At 71.2% G+C, this 17,174-nt stretch carries 14 protein-coding genes; 5 read left to right on the forward strand and 9 right to left on the reverse strand.

Annotated elements, in window-relative coordinates; genetic code table 11:
- Positions 1 to 3 precede the first annotated feature (3 nt).
- The 6 genes from IEZ09_RS00085 to IEZ09_RS00110 form a co-directional block, all read right to left on the reverse strand.
- Positions 4 to 783: a citryl-CoA lyase gene (locus tag IEZ09_RS00085; protein WP_189251438.1), complete on the reverse strand. Its 780-nt coding sequence runs from the start codon at positions 781 to 783 to the stop codon at positions 4 to 6.
- A complete protein-coding gene (locus tag IEZ09_RS00090) occupies positions 776 to 1,969 on the reverse strand; it encodes a CaiB/BaiF CoA transferase family protein (protein WP_189251439.1) in 1,194 nt (397 codons plus the stop codon). Before IEZ09_RS00090 ends, IEZ09_RS00085 begins: the two co-directional genes overlap by 8 nt.
- Positions 1,969 to 3,399 carry an amidohydrolase family protein gene (locus IEZ09_RS00095; protein ID WP_189251440.1) on the reverse strand — a complete coding sequence of 477 codons (1,431 nt, stop codon included), beginning with the start codon at positions 3,397 to 3,399 and terminating at the stop codon, positions 1,969 to 1,971. Before IEZ09_RS00095 ends, IEZ09_RS00090 begins: the two co-directional genes overlap by 1 nt.
- A 76-nt stretch (positions 3,400 to 3,475) precedes the next feature.
- Positions 3,476 to 4,276: an IclR family transcriptional regulator domain-containing protein gene (locus tag IEZ09_RS00100; RefSeq protein WP_189251441.1), complete on the reverse strand. Its 801-nt coding sequence runs from the start codon at positions 4,274 to 4,276 to the stop codon at positions 3,476 to 3,478.
- 44 nt (positions 4,277 to 4,320) lie between these two features.
- Positions 4,321 to 5,091 (reverse strand): crotonase/enoyl-CoA hydratase family protein, encoded by a 771-nt coding sequence (locus IEZ09_RS00105; RefSeq protein ID WP_189251442.1) that lies wholly within the window; start codon positions 5,089 to 5,091, stop codon positions 4,321 to 4,323.
- 17 nt (positions 5,092 to 5,108) lie between these two features.
- Complete coding sequence (locus IEZ09_RS00110; RefSeq protein ID WP_229812108.1) at positions 5,109 to 6,218, reverse strand: PucR family transcriptional regulator; 1,110 nt, start codon at positions 6,216 to 6,218, stop codon at positions 5,109 to 5,111.
- A gap of 116 nt (positions 6,219 to 6,334) precedes the next feature.
- On the opposite strand from IEZ09_RS00110, the gene IEZ09_RS00115 reads away from it, so the two are divergent.
- The 3 genes from IEZ09_RS00115 (at position 6,335) to IEZ09_RS00125 (ending at position 10,452) form a co-directional block, all read left to right on the forward strand.
- A complete protein-coding gene (locus IEZ09_RS00115; RefSeq protein WP_189251444.1) occupies positions 6,335 to 7,390 on the forward strand; it encodes a ferredoxin reductase in 1,056 nt (351 codons plus the stop codon).
- 53 nt (positions 7,391 to 7,443) lie between these two features.
- Positions 7,444 to 8,562 carry a fatty acid desaturase family protein gene (locus IEZ09_RS00120; RefSeq protein ID WP_189251445.1) on the forward strand — a complete coding sequence of 373 codons (1,119 nt, stop codon included), beginning with the start codon at positions 7,444 to 7,446 and terminating at the stop codon, positions 8,560 to 8,562.
- A 123-nt stretch (positions 8,563 to 8,685) separates the two neighbouring features.
- On the forward strand, positions 8,686 to 10,452 hold the full coding sequence (locus IEZ09_RS00125; protein ID WP_189251446.1) for a CocE/NonD family hydrolase: 1,767 nt from the start codon (positions 8,686 to 8,688) through the stop codon (positions 10,450 to 10,452).
- Here the strand turns inward: IEZ09_RS00125 and IEZ09_RS00130 are convergent.
- Together IEZ09_RS00130 and IEZ09_RS00135 are read right to left on the reverse strand one after the other, a co-directional pair.
- Positions 10,445 to 11,002, reverse strand: a complete 558-nt coding sequence (locus tag IEZ09_RS00130) for a hypothetical protein (RefSeq protein ID WP_189251447.1) — start codon at positions 11,000 to 11,002, stop codon at positions 10,445 to 10,447. The genes IEZ09_RS00125 and IEZ09_RS00130 overlap by 8 nt on opposite strands.
- Positions 10,999 to 11,601 (reverse strand): hypothetical protein, encoded by a 603-nt coding sequence (locus IEZ09_RS00135; protein ID WP_189251448.1) that lies wholly within the window; start codon positions 11,599 to 11,601, stop codon positions 10,999 to 11,001. Before IEZ09_RS00135 ends, IEZ09_RS00130 begins: the two co-directional genes overlap by 4 nt.
- Before the next feature lie 136 nt (positions 11,602 to 11,737).
- Here IEZ09_RS00135 and IEZ09_RS00140 point away from each other — a divergent pair, with 136 nt between their 5' ends.
- Together IEZ09_RS00140 and IEZ09_RS00145 are read left to right on the forward strand one after the other, a co-directional pair.
- Positions 11,738 to 13,630 (forward strand): sensor histidine kinase, encoded by a 1,893-nt coding sequence (locus IEZ09_RS00140; protein ID WP_189251449.1) that lies wholly within the window; start codon positions 11,738 to 11,740, stop codon positions 13,628 to 13,630.
- Complete coding sequence (locus IEZ09_RS00145; protein WP_189251450.1) at positions 13,618 to 14,259, forward strand: LuxR C-terminal-related transcriptional regulator; 642 nt, start codon at positions 13,618 to 13,620, stop codon at positions 14,257 to 14,259. The genes IEZ09_RS00140 and IEZ09_RS00145 overlap by 13 nt, the downstream gene beginning before the upstream one ends.
- Here the strand turns inward: IEZ09_RS00145 and IEZ09_RS00150 are convergent.
- Positions 14,243 to 17,125, reverse strand: a complete 2,883-nt coding sequence (locus tag IEZ09_RS00150; protein WP_189251451.1) for a LuxR family transcriptional regulator — start codon at positions 17,123 to 17,125, stop codon at positions 14,243 to 14,245. The two genes, IEZ09_RS00145 and IEZ09_RS00150, sit on opposite strands and share 17 nt — an antisense overlap.
- Positions 17,126 to 17,174: the final 49 nt, after the last annotated feature.

A 17,174-nucleotide genomic window follows, 5' to 3' on the forward strand; every position in this document is an offset into this window, starting at 1 on the left:
TGCTCACTCCTCCAGCGGCGCGACGGACCGCGTGTGCGAGTCCACGGACAGGAAGATCTGGTTGGCGACGGGGTGACGCAGCTCCTCGGCGAGCTGCCCGATCAACCCGGCGGTGCGCGCGAGCAACGCGAAGCCGCGCAACAACTCCAGCGGCAGCCCGAGATCCGCCAGCACCGCACCGCACGTCCCGGCGCCGTTGAGCGGCAACGTCTTCCCGAGCACCCGCGGGTGAACCCGCCCGATCGCTTTGAACAGTGACAGGTGCGGTCCGACGAGCCCTTCTTCGGCGGCGATCTGGAACAGGCGCAGCGTGCGCGGGTCGCCGTTCTTGTGCACGTGGTGGCCGAGCCCGGGGATGCGCGGTTTCCCTTGCACCCGCAGGGTTTCGAGCGCCAGCGCGTCCCAGCCGTCGTCGTCCTCGGGAAGATCCGCGGTCGCCAGCACGTCGTGCAGGAACCGGCCGCAGTCCTCGGTGACGCCGAGGAACCGGGAACCGCCGCCCAGCAACCCGGCCGCGAGCGCGCCCTGCACCGAGTCGGGCGCCGAGAGGTAGGTGAGGCGGCTGACGATCGCGGTCGGGGTGAACCCGTGGTCGGCCAGGGCCGCCAGCACGGCCTCGAACAGCCGGGTCTGGCCGGGGCTGGGCCTGCGTTGCGTGGCCAGCCAGAACGCCAGCTCGCCGAAGCCGACGGTGCCCATCACGTCGGTGGCGAGGTCGTGGCCCAGCAACGTGATCGTGTCGGGGGTCGAGGCACCGAGCGCGGTGTCGTAGTGGTCAGCCACGGTCCTCCTCAACGACGTGCGCGGTCGGTGCTCGTCCGGGTCCGGCGGCGGCCTGCCCGTCCTCCTTCAGCCACGCCCGCAGCTCCTCACCGTGCTCATCGAGCGCGGGCGGCGGCAACTCGTACACCGCCGGAGTCTCGGAGAACCGGATGGGATGCCGGGTCGTCGGCACGTCCCCGGCCATCACAACAGGGTCCAGCCCGAACCGCTCGGCCATCGCGAACCCGCCGTCGATCGTGTTGATCGGCCCGCACGGCACCCCGGCCGCGACGAGCAGGTCGAACCACTCGACGGCGCCGCGGGTGCGCAGCCGTTCGACCAGGACGGGCCGCAGCTCCTCGCGGTTGCGGGTGCGGTCGGCGTTGCGCGCGAACCGCGGGTCGTCCGGCACGTCCGGCAGCCCGAGCACCTCGCAGAGCTTGCGGAACTGGCCGTCGTTCGCGGCCGCGACGATCAGGTCGTTGTCGGCGGTGGGCAGCGGCTCGTAGGGGAACACGCTGGGGTGCGCGTTGCCCATGCGGAACGGCACGACGCCGCCCGCGACGTATGCCGAGCTGTGGTTCACCAGGCCGGTCAGCGCCGACGACAGCAGGTTGACCTCGACGAGCTGGCCCCGGCCCGTCGCGTCGCGGTGCCGCAGTGCCGCGAGGATGCCGATCACCGCGTGGTTGCCCGCCATGACGTCGAACACCGAGATGCCCGCGCGGTACGGCGGTCCGTCGGGGTCGCCGGTGAGGCTCATCAGGCCGGAGATCGCCTGCACCATCAGGTCGTAGCCGGGCACGTGCCGGCCGTCGCCCGAACCGAACCCGGTGATCGACGCGTAGATCACCCGCGGGTTCGAGGCACTGACGTTCGGGTGGTCGAGGCCGTACTTCGCGAGGCCGCCGGGTTTGAAGTTCTCGATCAGCACGTCCGCGCGCCTGGCCAGCTCGCGGCCCAGTTCGGCGTCGGCGGGGTCGCGCAGGTCGAGCGCGATGGACCGCTTGCCGCGGTTGATGCCGAGGTAGTAGGTCGAGACGTCGTCGCGCACGGGCGGCATCCACGTGCGGGTCTCGTCTCCCTGAGGGCCTTCGACCTTCACGACCGTCGCGCCCAGGTCGGCCAGCAGCATTGTCGCGTACGGTCCCGCGAGCACACGGGAGAAGTCGGCGACGAGCAGGCCTTCGAGCGGTCCTCCCGGCATCAGACGGACGTCCTCGTGTCGCCGCGGTACTCGGTGTAGGTGTAGGGGTTGTCCAGCACTTTCGTGGTCGGGATGTCGGGGTTCATGCCCTTCTCCCACGCCTCCTCGCCGAGCTGGCCGCGCAGGTGCTCGACGGTCTGTTCGACCTGCCGGCGGATGGCCTTGAGATCGACACCGACGAGCCGGTGGTCGCGTTTGACGATCCTGCCGTCGACGATCACGGTGTCCACATCGGACCGTTGCGCCTGGAACGCCACGTGCCCGTACGGGTTCAACACGGGGAACATCACCGGTGAGTTCTCGTTGCGCAGCAGCACGATGTCGGCCTTCTTGCCGATCTCGACGCTGCCGAGGTCGTCGCGTCCCAACGCTTTCGCGCCGCCGACCGTCGCCCACTCCACGACGTGCTCGGCTCGCAGCGACGAGTGCGTGACGGTGTCGTTGCGAGCGTGTGCGGCCATGTGTTCTCTCGCCCGGTCGGCGCCCAGCGTCGAGCGCATCGCGGAGAACAGGTCACCGCTCCACCACACCGACGTGTCCATCGACAGCGACACCGGGATGCCGTGGGCCCGGATCGCCCAGGTGGGCGGGTAGCCCTGGCCGGCGCTCTGCTCGCTCTCGGTCGACACGGAGATCGATCCGCCGGTCGCGGCGATGCGGTGGTACGAGTCGGCGGACAGCGTCGCGGCGTGCACGTAGATCGACTGCGGGGTCATGAACCCGTTGTCGTACATCAGCCTGATGCCGTCGTCGTTCGTCGCGCCCCACACGCCCGCATGGGTGGTGACGGGGACGCCGAGCTCACGGGCGACCTCGAACGCGGGCTTCTCCGGGAACGCCGGGTCGCCGGTGACGTCGAACGCGAGCTGGAAGCCGAGCATGTCGTCGCCGGTGATGCGGCGGTTCACGAAGTCGCGGAACTCCGGCTTGGCCGTCCACGACGCCGGGGAGTCCTGGATGTTGCCGTAGGCCAGCACGAACCGGCCGGGCACCGCCTGCAACGCGTCGACGGCGGCGTCGGCGTGGTCGGTGGTCTGCAGGCCGTGCGACCAGTCGACGGTCGTGGTGACGCCGGCGTCGAGTGCCTCGGCGGCGCCGAGCAGGTTGCCCGCGTGGATGTCCTCGGGCCGGAAGACCTTGCCCCACTCGAGGTAGTACCAGACGAAGTACTGCGTGAGCGTCCAGTCGGCGCCGTACCCGCGCATCGCGGTCTGCCACATGTGCCGGTGCGTGTCGATCATGCCCGGCATCACGATGCCACCGGTCGCGTCGATTTCCTCGGTGCCCTCCGGCACCTGCAGCCCCGGCCCGATCGCGGCGATCCTGTCGTCGACCACCAGGACGTCGTGGCCGGTGAGGATCCTCTTCTGGCCGTCCATCGTCAGGACCGTGTCGTTTCGCAGGACAGCAGGACGTCGTTCGCCGACCATCGGGGACCTCCTCGACCGGCATGCGGACAGGTGTCCGTTGAATCCTCAACCTTCGCCGGCCGGGCGTCAACCCCGCTCAGGCGACGACGACGTGCGGCACGTCCGCGAGCCGGGCGAAGTCGGCGCTGATGTCGCCCGCGGTCTGCAGCAGCAACGGCAGGTGGTGCTCGACCATGTGCTCGATCGACGTCTCGGCCGCGTGACAGTTGACGTTGAGCCCGGCGATGACCCTGCCCTCGCCGTCGCGCAGGGGTGCCGCGATCGACCGGATGCCCGGCGCCAGCTGCTGGTCCGTCAACGCCCACCCGCGGGCCCGCACGTCCCGCAGCTCCGCGTTGCGCTCGGCCGCGTCCGGCTGCCACCGCGGCGTCAGCCCCGACCGCGTCGGCTGCGCGAGCACCGCCTCCAGCTCCTCCGGCGGCAGCGCGGCGAGCTGGACCTTGCCCAGCGACGTCTGCAATGCAGGGAACTTCGTGCCGATCTGCACCGACAAGGTGACGATCTTCGGCACCGCCACGCGCGCCACGTACACGATGTCCGACCCGTCGAGCTGGGCGATCGACACCGACTCGTTGGTGCGCGCGCAGAGCCGTTCCATGTGCGGCCGCGCGACCTCCCACAGCCCGGTCGACCGGACGTAGGCGACGCCCAGCTCGAGCACGCGCGGCGTGAGTGCGAACCCGTCCTCGTCCTGCCGCGCGTAACCGAGCTCGGTGAGCGTGAGCAGGATCCGCCGCGCGGTCGGCCGTGCGAGCCCGGTGGCCGCGGCGACCTCGCTCAGCGTCATCACCGGGCGCCGGGGCTGGAACGCGCGGATCACGTCCAGCCCGCGGGCGAGCGCCTCGATGAAGTCGGGGCCGGTGTCCGGACGGGGCATATCGTCAGCGTAGCGGACACTTGTCCGGGAAAGACGCAGCGGCACTAGCTCTCGAACTGACCGTGCCTGCCCGCTCCGGCCGCGAACCGAGCGGCACCGTCGGCACCTTCCCGCTGCACGATCGGCACCCCCGCCGCGCCCTCGGCCCTCAACGCCTCCGCCAGCGGCAAGTCGAGACCCGCGTAGGCCGACGCCCGATCCGCGAGCACGCACTCGAACGGGAACCCGGCGATCTGCTCGGCCAGCTCCAGCGCGGCGGGCACGGCCTGCCCCGGCTCCACGACGCGGTTGGCCAGCCCCATCGCGAGCGCCTCGTCCGCGTGCACCGGACGGCCGGTGAGGATCAGGTCCAACGCCCGGCCGAGACCCACGATCCTGGGCAGCCGGACGGTGCCGCCGTCGATCAGCGGCACACCCCAGCGCCGGCAGAACACCCCGAACACAGCGTCGCTCTCCACCACCCGCAGGTCGGCGAGCAGCGCCAGCTCCAGCCCGCCCGCCACCGCGTACCCGCTCACGGCCGCGATCAGTGGCTTGCTCAGCCGCAACCGGGACGGTCCCATCGGCCCCGCGCCGTCGGGGTCGAGATCGTTGCGCCGGGCCGGGTCGCTGACGGAGGTGAGGTCCGCGCCCGCGCAGAACGTGCCGCCCGCACCGGCGAGCACCGCCACGCGCTGGCTTTCGTCCGCCTCGAACGCCAGAAAGGCGTCGCACAGCCGGCGGGCCATCGGGCCGTCCACCGCGTTGCGCCGATCGGGGCGGTTCAGCCAGATCACCGTGGTGGTGCCGGTCGTCTCGACCCGCACGTCGTCCATCCGCGCCTCCTTGCCGATCAGCGGGCGGGAAGCCCGACCGCGAGGGTGAGCTCCAGAATGCGCTGGGGCGACCCGAGATCCGGGAACAGCTCCCGCAGCTGCGACATCCGGTACCGCACGGTCTGGGGGTGCACGAACAACGTCGTCGCCACCTCCTCGCGTCGTCCCTGGTGCAACAGCCACGCCCGCAACGTCTCCTCCAGCCGGCGAGCGGTGCCGGCGGGCAGTGCCCGCAACGGTGCCAGAGCGCGGGCGCGCAGATCCGCGAACGCGTCGACGTCGGCGCTCAGCACCAGCTCCGGCAGGTGGTCCTCGGTGTCGCGGATGTCGGGGGAGAGGGAACGCGCGCGCACGGCCCGTGCGTACGACGCGGACACACGCGTCCACGGACGAGCCGGGCCGACGACGGCGGTGCGGCCGGTCAGCTGGCGCAGCAGGTGGGCGCGGTCGGCGTCGGGCACCAGCAGCACCCCGAGCGCCTCCGGCAGGTCGTCGAGCACCAGGGTGCTGGGGTCGAGCGAGCGGTAGGCGGGCCGGGCCTGGGCGGCGGGGAGCAGGACGGCGGTCAGCGACGTGGGTGGCTGCCACCCGGCGCGCTGGGCGGCGGCGAGGAGCACCTCCGCGCTCGCGCCCGCGAGGAGGTCGCGGGCCAGCTGTTCGAGATGGCGCTCGTGGGCGAGGCCGCGTGCGGCCAGTTCGTCGGCGTGGCCCGCCGCGCTCGCGGCGGAGAGCTCGTCGATGTAGGCGAAGGTCAGCTCGGCGAACTTCGCCACCTCCTCCGCCGGGAGGCCCGCTGCCACCGCGCCCGCGGCCAGGCCCCGCCACGCCACGCGTGCGCCCACGCGGTAGGCGCTGAGCAGGGCGTCCATCGAACGGCCGTCGCGGACTTCACCGCGGCCGAGCTCGTAGGCCGCGTCGCCCGCGTCGCCGCCGGTGGCGATGCCGCCTGCCAGGTCGAGGTAGTGTCCCAGCGCCGTGCGGACGGCGCGGCGGATGGTGCCACCCATGCGTCCGGACAGGGCGTTGGCGTAGCTCGGCACCTCGTCGATGATGGCCTCGACGACCTCGTCGGCGGTGGTCTTCAACGCCGCCCTCAGAGCGGTGACCGTCGTCTCATCCAGGGCCAATTCGGTGGCCCTCCGCATTGCGTGACTCACGTTTTGTTCCCTGCGAACAATCCAGCCGGACAGATTCACGTCCTGCGGACAGGACTTTACGCCCTGAGGCGCATCAAGCTGGAGTCATGACGAGTGCCGCCCTCCGCAGCAGGGCGTGGAAACTGCTGGAACTGGTCACGACGCCGCTGCTGCCGTCGGACTACCTCGACCTGGTCAGCCCGCTGCGTGCGGGCGCGGACCTGCGCGGCCGCATCGAGGCCGTGCACCCCGAGACCGCGGACGCCGCGACCATCGTGATCAGGCCGGGACGAGGCTGGCGCGGCCACCGGGCCGGCCAGTACATCAGGATCGGGATCGACGTCGACGGCGTGCGCCTGTGGCGTGCCTACTCGGTGACGTCGCCCGCGAACAGGGCCGACGGCCGCATCACCATCACGGTGAAGGCCATCCCGGACGGCAAGGTCAGCAACCACCTGGTCCGCAGGGCCAAGCCCGGCACGGTGATCCAGCTCGACCAGGCCTGCGGCGAGTTCGTGCTGCCGGAGACCAAGCCCGCCAAGGTGCTCTACCTGACGGCGGGCAGCGGCATCACCCCCGCGATGGGCATGCTGCGCGACGCCGACTTGGACGACGTCGTGATGGTCCACTCCGCGCCGCGCGAGGAAGACGTGATCTTCCGCAACGACCTCCACGACCTGGTCGCGGACGAGAAGCTGCGGCTCGTCGAGCTGCACACCGACACCGACGGCATGCTCGACGTCACCCGCCTGCACGAGCTGGTGCCCGACTGGGCCGAGCGCGAGACCTGGGCCTGCGGTCCCGCGGGCCTGCTCGACGCCGCCGAGGAGCACTGGGCCGCCAACGGCCTGGCCGACCGCCTGCACACCGAACGGTTCCGCCCCAGCGTCGTCGTCGCCGGTGACGGTGGCGAGGTCACGTTCAGCACCACCGGCAAGACCGTCGAGGCCGACGGCGCCACCCCGTTGCTGGACGTCGGCGAGGACGCCGGTGTGCTGATGCCGTCCGGTTGCCGCATGGGCATCTGTTTCGGCTGCGTCACGCCGCTCAAGGCGGGCGCCGTCCGCGACCTGCGCACCGGCGAGATCACCGAGGCCGAGCCCGGTGTCCTCGTCCAGACCTGCGTGTCCGCCGCTGCGGGCCCCTGCGAACTCGAACGTTAGCCCCGCCCGCGGGCACCCCCTCACCCCCGACTCTTCCCGCGAAAGCGAGCTTCATGACCGCCATCGACCCCACCGCCCACCTGACCGCCGAGCAGATCGAGGAGCTGGGCCGCGAACTCGACGCGATCCGCGACGAGGTGATCGCGAGCCGCGGTGAGAAGGACGCCGCCTACATCCGCAAGGTCATCTCGGTGCAGCGCAAGCTCGAGCTGGCCAGCAGGGGCGTGCTGCTGTTCTCGATCTTCCCGCCCGCGTGGCTGATCGGCACCGCCGGCCTGTCCGTGGCGAAGATCCTCGAGAACATGGAGATCGGCCACAACGTCCTGCACGGCCAGTGGGACTGGATGCGCGACCCGAAGATCCACTCCACCACCTGGGAGTGGGACCACGTCTCGCCCGCCGACCAGTGGAAGCACTCGCACAACGAGCTGCACCACACGTACACCAACGTGATCGGCAAGGACAACGACCTCGGCTACGGCATCATGCGCGTCGACGAGGACCAGAAGTGGCACCCGATGCACCTCGGCCAGCCGCTGTGGAACTTCGTCAACGCCTGCTTCTTCGAGTACGGCATCGCCGCCTACGACCTCGAACTGGGCAAGAACCTGCACAAGCGCCGCCGCAAGAACCCCGAGTTCCGCGCGCGGGCCAAGGCCGTCGGCCGCAAGATCCGCAAGCAGGTCCTCAAGGACTACGTGATCCACCCGCTGCTGTCGGGCCCCTCGTTCCTCACCACGCTCGCCGCCACGTTCACCGCGAACCTGGTCCGCAACCTGTGGTCGCACTCGGTGATCATGTGCGGGCACTTCCCCGAGGGCGTGCAGGTCTTCGAGCGCCGCTCCATCGAGGGCGAGACGCGCGGCGAGTGGTACCTGCGGCAGATGATGGGCTCGGCGAACATCAGCGGCAGCAAGCTCATGCACATCATGACGGGCAACCTGTCGCACCAGATCGAGCACCACCTGTTCCCGGACCTGCCGAGCAACCGCTACGCCGAGGTCGCGGTGAAGGTGCGCGCGCTGTTCGACAAGTACGAGCTGCAGTACGTCAGCGGCTCCCTGCCCAAGCAGGTCTTCTCCGCGTGGCGCAAGGTCTTCCGCCTCTCGCTGCCGAACAAGAAGCCCAAGGTGACCACCCCGGACCGGGAGAAGGAGCTCGTCGCCGCCTGAAACCGGTAATTGTTCAGACCTTTCGGCCGTACCGGCGACACCGCCGGCTTCGGTGAGATCCGTTGACAGGGCCCGATCCGTTGTATCCCTGCTGCTGCATCGGGCCCTCCGACGGAGGAACTCATGCGAAGGGTCATTCTCGTCGCGGCCGCCCTGCTCACGGCCGCGACGATCACCACGCCCGTCTCCCACGCGGCTGCGGCCGCGATCACCGAGACGGTGTACGTGGAGTCCACAACGGACAGTGACGCGGACGGTCAACCCGACCGGATCGCCGCGGACGTGATGCGTCCGGACACGGCCGGGAAGGTGCCGGTCGTGATGGAGGCCAGCCCCTACTACGGGCTGGGCGCGGAGATGGCGGCCACCGTGCCGCGCGGCTTCAAACGCTGGTACGACGAGTACTTCGTACCGCGCGGCTACGCCGTCGTCGAGGTGGAGATGCAAGGCACCTCGCGCTCGACCGGCTGCCCGACGACCGGCGGACCGGAGGACACGGCGAGCGTCCGCGCGGTCGTCGACTGGCTCAACGGCCGGGCGAAGGCCTTCTACGCCGACGGCAGGCCCGCGGTCGCCGGTTGGAGCACGGGCAACGTCGGCATGCTCGGCGTGTCCTACAACGGAACCCTGCCCAACGCCGCCGCGGCCGCGGGCATCCCCGGCGTCAAGACGATCGTGCCGATCGCGGCGATCTCCAGCTGGTACGAGTACTCCCGCGACCAGGGCATCGGCTACCGCGGCGCGCACGCGAAGGACTACCCGACCTACCTCGCCAACTACGTGATCAGCGCGGCGCAGAAGGCGAAGTGCAAGCCGGTGCTCGACCGGCTGGCCCGCGAGGACGGCGACGAGTCCTACGACTACACGGCCTTCTGGAAGGCCCGCGACTACCGGCAGACGGTGCAGAACGTGTCCGCGTCGGTCTTCGTCGTGCACGGCCAGGCCGACTGGAACGTCAAGCCCTCGCAGTTCGGCCGCTGGTGGCAGAACCTCGCCGACCGGGGCGTGCCGCGCAAGATCTGGCTGCACCGCGGCGGTCACCTCGACCCGATCTCGTTCCGCCAGGCCGAGTGGCAACGCGTCATGGGCCTGTGGATGGACTACTGGCTCAAGGGCGTCGACAACGGCATCATGCGCGAGCCCATGGCCGACATCCAACGGCCCGACGGCAGCTGGGAACAGCACACCGCGTGGCCGCAGCCCGGCACCAAGGACGCCACCCTGTACTTCGGCCCGGCGGCCGGTGGTTTCGCGGGGTCGCTGACCACCACGCCGGGCAGCGGGACCCAACGGTTGGGGGACAACGCGAACCTCAGCGAGTCGGCGATGATGGCCAACCCGGAGCTGACCGACTCACGCCGGCTCGTCTACGTGACGGCGCCGCTGAAGGAGGCCGCCCGGCTGTCCGGCGAGGTGCGCGTGACCGCGCGGGTCGCCTCGAACCGTCCGTCGACCCCGCTCACCGCGCTGCTCGTGGACTACGGCCCGAGCACGCAGCCGGTGCTCACCGACCGGTCGCCGCTCCAGCTCTCGACCGAGACGTGTACCCGTTCCGACCTGCGCAACCGCACCGGATGCGCCCGTCCGCCGGACGTCTCGGTGCAGGCGGTCACCGCGACCCTGCTGACCCGCGGTGCCATCGACGCGAAGAACCGCGAGTCGCTGGAGTCAGCGGTCCCATTGCCCACCAACGCAACCGCGGACGTCAGCTGGCGGCTGCACGCCAGGGACGCCGTGATCCCGGCCGGTCACCGCATCGGCATCGTGGTCGTGACCAACCACGGCGGCTACATCAGCCAGGACACCGGGGCCAACGGCATCGGCATCGACGTGTCGCTCGGCGTGAGCAAGGTGGTGCTGCCGGTCGTCGGGGGAGCGGTGATCACCTGACCTGATTGCCGGCCGCCGCGGAAACGCGGCGGCCGGCAAGCGGGATCGCGCACGCCATCTCGAGAACCGCGATGAGCGAGTAGAGCAACAACGCCACCCAGGCACCATGCGCGGTGGTGACGGCGAAGTCGGGCCCGAACGGGCCGTTCGTCAACGGCCACAACGGAACCGGCGCCACGGCCACCACCCCGGCGAGCACCCGCGTCCACATCGGACCGCGCCCCGCGAGCAGGTACCCGCCCGCGATGCCGAACAACGGCAGCGCGATCGCCCCACCCCCGATACCGCCCTCGAAGAGCAGCCCTTTGAACGCGTCCGGCGACACGAAGACGGCGACCGCGAACAACAACGGCGCCATGATCAGCCGCCGGTCCCCTGACCGCACCGAGTACCCGAGCAACGCGCCCGTCAGCACGCCGGGCAGAAGGATCTGCCCGAACGTGCCGTACCAGGAAACGTGCGACGACACCCCGGCCAGCTCCGACATCAGCCCGCGCAGGCCTGCGGCCCATGCCAGGCCGCAGACCGCGCCGATCAGTGCGGGTTTCACGCCGCGATCCGAGCTGTCGTCGCCGGCGCCGGAGTGCGGAGCGCGACCCCCAGCGCCAGGATGCACAGCCCGTACACGCCCACCCCGATCGCGAGCGCGGAGGTGGCCGCCAGCCCGACCAGCAGCGCCGACCAGACACCGGTCACCAGCGGCACGTACCGGCGCCAGTCCTGCCACACCCCGGCGCGCAGCGTGGTCACGCCGGTCATCAGGATGCCGAGAGCGGTGAGCACGGTGCCCAGCCCGAAGATCGCGCCAACGATCGACGGTCCGGTGGCGCTGAGGGGCTCTGTGCGGTACAGGATCGACGCGAGCTCGGCGATGAACAGCACCGCCGTGCCGGCGACCGCGAGCAGCCCACCGGCACGGGCTGCTCTGCCGGTGCCCGCGGCCCCGCTGCGGGCGAACCCGAGCACGCCGACGAGCACCAGCGCGTGGAACACCGCGTACACCAGGCAGACGAGGACGAAGGTGTCGCTGGGCCAGGGGTAGCTCCACATCGTGTCCGGGACCGTGGTGGACGGCTGCACGACCGCAACGGCGAGGATCGCGGACGCGACGGTGGCGGCGCCTCCCGCGATGGCACTCAACGCGTACATGGTGACCTCCTCTTTCGGGATTGGATGCCGGGAAGCGTGCGCCCTGATACGTGGCGGAGGCATCGGCGCGAGCACCGAAATCGGATGCAGTGCTGGCACTGTGGTCGGACCCGCCCACCCCTGCGACCATGAGCCGGTGCCGACGCTGGTGTTCGCGCTGACCGTCATCGCGGAGCTGGGTGCGACCGCCCTCTCGTGGGGCTTCGAACCCCTCTACGACACGGTCATGTACGCGATCTACGCCATCGTCATGGCGGGCGCGGGAGCGTTGATCGCCCGGCGCAGCGTCATCGGCTGGCTGTTCCTCTGGTTCGCCCTGCTCAACGCGCTGGCCGCCGACCTGGGCCAGGCCTGGGGCCTGCGCGAGCTCCCAGGCGGCCCCATCGCGCTGTGGATCAGCCTCACCAGCTGGCTCCCGAGCGGCTTCGGCTGGATCCTCACCTTCGTGCTCTTCCCGGACGGCAAGGCCGGCCGGTGGCGTCCGCTGCTCTGGGTGGGCGGCATCAGCACGGTGCTGGCGATGGCCGGCTGGGCGTTCAGTCCCGACCTGGGCCGCAGTTTCCCCGACGGACGCAACCCGATGGCGGTGGAGAGCCTGCCGACCGCAGCGGTGTTCACGGTGGGCATCACGCTGTTCCTGGCCGCGTTGGGCCTGTCGGTGCTGGCGTTGATCCTGCGGTTCCTGCGGTCCGAGGGGATCAGGCGCCAGCAGCTCAAGTGGTTCGTGTTCGCGGCCGCGCTGGCCGGCGTGGGGCTGCCGATGTCCTTCGCGCTCTGGTACGTCACGCCCGCCGCCGGGGTGATCGCCGCCGTGGTGCTGACGGGGCTGGTGGTGGCCGCGTGTCTCGCGATCCTGCGGTACCGGCTGTTCGACGTGGACGTCGTGATCAGCAGGACGATCAGCTACGGCGTGCTGACGGTGCTGCTGGTCGCGGCCTACGCGGTGACGGTCGTGGTGGTCGGCACGGCGGCCGGGCGCGGGTCGTCGTGGGCGACGGCGGCGGCGACGCTCGTGGCGGCGCTGGCGTTCCGGCCGTTGCGGGCGCGGGTGCAGGACGTCGTCGACCGGCGGTTCAACCGGGCTCGGTACGACGCGCGGCGGCGGATGGCCGACTTCCTGGAGGCGTTGCGGGCCGGGCGGGCCGCGCCGGAGGAGGTGCGCGGGGTGTTGCGCGAGGTGCTGGCGGATCCCGGGCTCGAGCTGCTCGTGTACCTGCCGGAGAGCCGGGAGCACGTCGACCTCGACGGGCGGACACGAGCCGTGACCGGGTCCCGCGTCGTGATCGAACGGGACGGACAGCCGCTCGGCGTGGTCGTCCACACGACACCGCAGGCCGCCCTGGTGCGCGAGGTCGTGGAAGCGGGCGGGCTGGCCGTCGAGATCGCGCGGCTGCGAGTCGAGCTGCGCCGGCAGCTCGCCGAGGTGCGGGCGTCCAGGGCGCGCATCGTCGCCGCCGGGGACGCCGAGCGCCGCCGCATCCAGCGCGACCTGCACGACGGCGCGCAGCAACGGCTGGTCGCGATCGGGCTCGCGTTGCGGCACGCGCAGCACCAGCTCACCACCGACGCGGCCGACCAGGCGGGGCGCACGATCGACGACGCCGTGGCCGAGCTCGCGGTCGCGATCGGGGAGTTGCGCGACCTCGCCCGCGGTCTGCAGCTCGACGGCGGTCTGCGGCCCGCGTTCGACGACCTCGCCCGCCGCACGCCCCTGCACGTCCAGGTGCGGGCACCGGACGAGCGGTTCGCCGAGAACGTGGAGGCCGCCGCCTACTTCGTGGGCTGCGAGGCACTGACGAACGCGGTCAAGCACGCCAAGGCCACCACGGTCGCGCTGACGGTCGCCCAGCGCGACGGGAACCTCGTGGTGACGGTGACCGACGACGGCATCGGCGGCGCCGCGCCGTCGGAAGGCAGCGGGCTCACCGGGCTCGCCGACCGGGTGGCGGCGCTCGGCGGCACGCTGCGGGTCGACAGCGCGCCGGGAACCGGGACGACGGTGATCGCGGAGGTGCCGTGCGAGTCGTGATCGCCGAAGACCAGGCGCTGTTGCGCGACGGTCTGGCCCGCCTGTTCGCCGACAGCGGCCACGAGGTCGTCGCGACCCTCGGCGACGCCACCGGGCTCGCGTCCGCGGTGTCCGCGTTCGCGCCCGATCTCGTCGTGGTCGACATCAGGATGCCGCCCACGTTCACCGACGAGGGCGCCCGCGCGGCCCGCGACCTCAAGGAAACCCATCCCGGGCTCGGGGTGCTGGTCCTGTCCCAGCACGTCGAGGCGACCCACGTCGCGGAGCTGATCACCAGGAGCGGGTTCGGCTACCTGCTCAAGGACCGCGTGCTGGACGTCGCCGACTTCCTCGCCGCCGCCACGAGGGTCTCCCGCGGTGGTTCGGCCCTCGATCCGCACGTCGTCGCGGGCCTGCTCGGACAGGGCGCGAACGGCCCGCTCGCCACCCTCACCGAACGCGAGCGGACCGTGCTCGAACTGATGGCGCAGGGCCTCACGAACACGGGCATCGCGAAACGCCTGCAGCTCAGCGAACGCACGGTCGAGGCGCACGTGCGGCACCTGCTGATCAAGCTCGACCTTCCGTCCGATGAGGACGGTCACCGGCGCGTGCTGGCCGTGCTGGCCCACCTCAACGCGACTCGGTGAAGACGTGCTCGGTGGCGAGCTTGCCCAGCGCGAGCCGGTTCGCCAGACCGGTCTTGGTCAACAGGCTCGACACGTGCTTCTCCACCGTGCGCGGCGAAACGTGCAGCTGCGCGGCGATCTCGTTGTTCGCGAGCCGCGCCCCGAGCAGCCGCAGCACCTCGTACTCGCGCACGGTGACCCCGGCCAGGCGCAGCTCGTCCGGTACCTCGTCGGTGCCGGTCCGCCGTTGCGTGACCCGCACGCCCATCTGCCGCAGCTGGGCCCGGCACGCGCCCGCCACGGCGGCGATTCCGGCGTCGTGGAAGTGGTGTTCGGCCGTGCGCAGCCACGTTTCCGGCTCGCCCCAGCCATCTCGCGCGGCCGCCTCGCCGACGAGTCGCAGCCCCAAATTGCGCGCCATCGGGTAGGGCAGCCCCACCTCGGCGCTCTCGGCGACCTGTGCCCGTGCGGTCGTCTCGTCCCCGGAAGCACCGGCCAGCACTGCGGAGGCCAGCAACGCGAAGTGGTGGTCCCAGCGCAGACCGGCGGCCGGGTTCGCGACGATCTCGTCGTACTCGGCCCTCGTCAGCTCGCCGTCCACCGCGCGCAGCAACAGGTCCAGCCCGAACCTGCCGGTCAGGTGATACGTCGTCGGGGTGGCGCGTTCGGCGGCCAGCGCGAGGTCCAGGTCCGCCCGCGCCCTCGGTCTGTCCTCCTCCAGCAACGAGCAGAACGCCGCCGCGAGGCCGTGCAGGCGGGCGGTGTGCTGCTCGCCGCCCGGCTCGGTCAGGACCGACCAGGCCGCGGTCAACGTTGTCCGGTCGCCGCGATGCCCGGCCAGCACCGCGCGCAGCACCGCCATGAACTGGCCGATCTCCTGCAGCCCCAACCGTCTTGCGGCGGAGGACACCTCGTCGACCAATGCCTCGGCGGCCGCGAAGTCGCCGCGCAGCACCAGTTGCAGGCCGATGTTCACCTCGGACTGGTAGCGGGCGATCACCGCACCGATCCGTGAGGCGAGGTCCCGCGCCTGCTCCAGCCTGGTGATCTCGCCGTCGCGCAACGCGTCGTTCAACCCGAGGCGCACCAACGCGTGGATCTCCCAGATCGGCAGGTCGTGCGCGATGGCGAAGGCACGGCTGCGTTCCAGATAGGCCGTCGCCTGCGCGGGATCACGTCGTCGCGTGAGCGCACCCAGCAACTGCCACGCCTGACACGCCACCACCGGCAACGGCACCCGTTCGGCGACGGTCGCCGCCCTCAGCGCGACCGACTCGGCGCGCTCCAGGCTGCCCGGCTCCGCGCGGTCGAGCTCCAGATGCGCGGCCACGACGTCGATCGGCGCGGAATCCTCTGCCGGGGCATCGGATCCGAGCAGCGCCCGCGCGATCTCCACCTGGGCGAGGCCGTCGGACGTGCGACCGGCGAGGTTCGCCGCCCACGCCAGCTGCGTGTGCAGGCGGGCCCGATGCGGTCTGTCCAATCCGGAGCTGTCGAAGCTCATGGCGAGCGCGCGATCCACCTGTCCCGCTTCGGTCAACGCCAGCAACTGCGCTTCCAGCGCCTCGAACCGGTGCACCGGGTCGTGCACGAGCTCCAACGACCGGTCGAGCAACGTCACCGCCGACTGCGCCGCGCCCTGCGCCAGCGCCCGCCGGCCGGCTTCCGCGTACAGGGCACCGGCTTCCGCGGTCTGCCCGGCCGCCTCGCGCAGCGTCGCGCACAGGTGGCACCAGTCGCCCGGCACACCGGGATAACGCTTCTCGACCGCGTCCGCCGCCCGTCGCGCGAGATCCGCCTGCACGTCTTCGGGGATGAGGGTCAGCACCGCGTCCGCCACCAGCGCGTGCGTGAACAGGAACCAGTCGGGCGTGTGGTCGTCCGGCCCGATCAGGTGCGCCACCGGTTCGCTCTGCAGATAGCGCAGCAGAGTGCGGTAGTCGAGGCCGGTGACCTCGCGGACGACCGTGAGCGGGAACCTCAGGCCGATCACCGCCGCGACCGACACGAACTCGCGGGCCTGGTCGCTCAGCCTGCCGAATCGTCCAGCCACGCTGTGCACCAACGCGGACGGCGGAACACCGGCATCCGCCATCTGCCAGACGTCGCCGGTGCGCACGAGCTGACCGTCCGAGATGATCTCGTCGAGCAGTTCCTCGACGAACAACGGCAGTCCGCCGCTGCCCACCCACAACAGGTCCAGCGCCGGTGCGGGCAAAACGCCTTCCAGACAGGCACCCGCGAGCGCGGAGACCTGGTGCTGCCGCAGCCTGCGGAGTTCGATGAGGGTGGCGGAGTCGCGTTTGCTGGTGGCACGGGCGAACTCCAGCGCCGCGCTGTCCTCGTCGCGCATCGTCGCGAGCAGCAACGTCGGCTGGTGCGCGATGTTGTCGATGACGTACTCGAGCACCGCCAGCGTGTCCGGGTCCGCGTACTGCAGATCGTCGATCACCACAGCGCATCCGCCGTCGCGGCCGACGAGTTCGGTCAACCGGAGCACGCCCTCGGCGAGCACGATCAGCGAGCCGCTCGACGCGTCGTCGGCCGAGGTGCCCCAGTCGGGGTTGAGGCGCGCCAACGCCGGGCGGTACGGGCCGAGCGCGTCTATGTCGACGGTGGTGCCCAGGCGCTGCAACGACAGCAGCGCCTCGCTCAGGCACCGGAACGGGATCGTCCGGCTCATCGCGCTGCCGCGGCCGCGCATGATGCTCATCCCGCTGGAGTAGGCGAGGTCCGTCGCGGCGGAGGCGAGCCGGGACTTGCCGATCCCGGCCTCGCCGGTCAGGAACACCACCTGACCCCGCCCCGTAGCGACTTTCGCCAACGTCGTTCTGATCAGTTCCAGCTCATTGTCACGACCGACGACGACAGGTGCACGTAATGCCACGTGCCCATGAGATCACGACATGCCACAAAACGTGACACACAGTCGGATA

The sequence above is a fragment of the Lentzea flava genome (assembly GCF_014648475.1).
Classification (GTDB): Bacteria; Actinomycetota; Actinomycetes; order Mycobacteriales; family Pseudonocardiaceae; genus Lentzea; species Lentzea flava.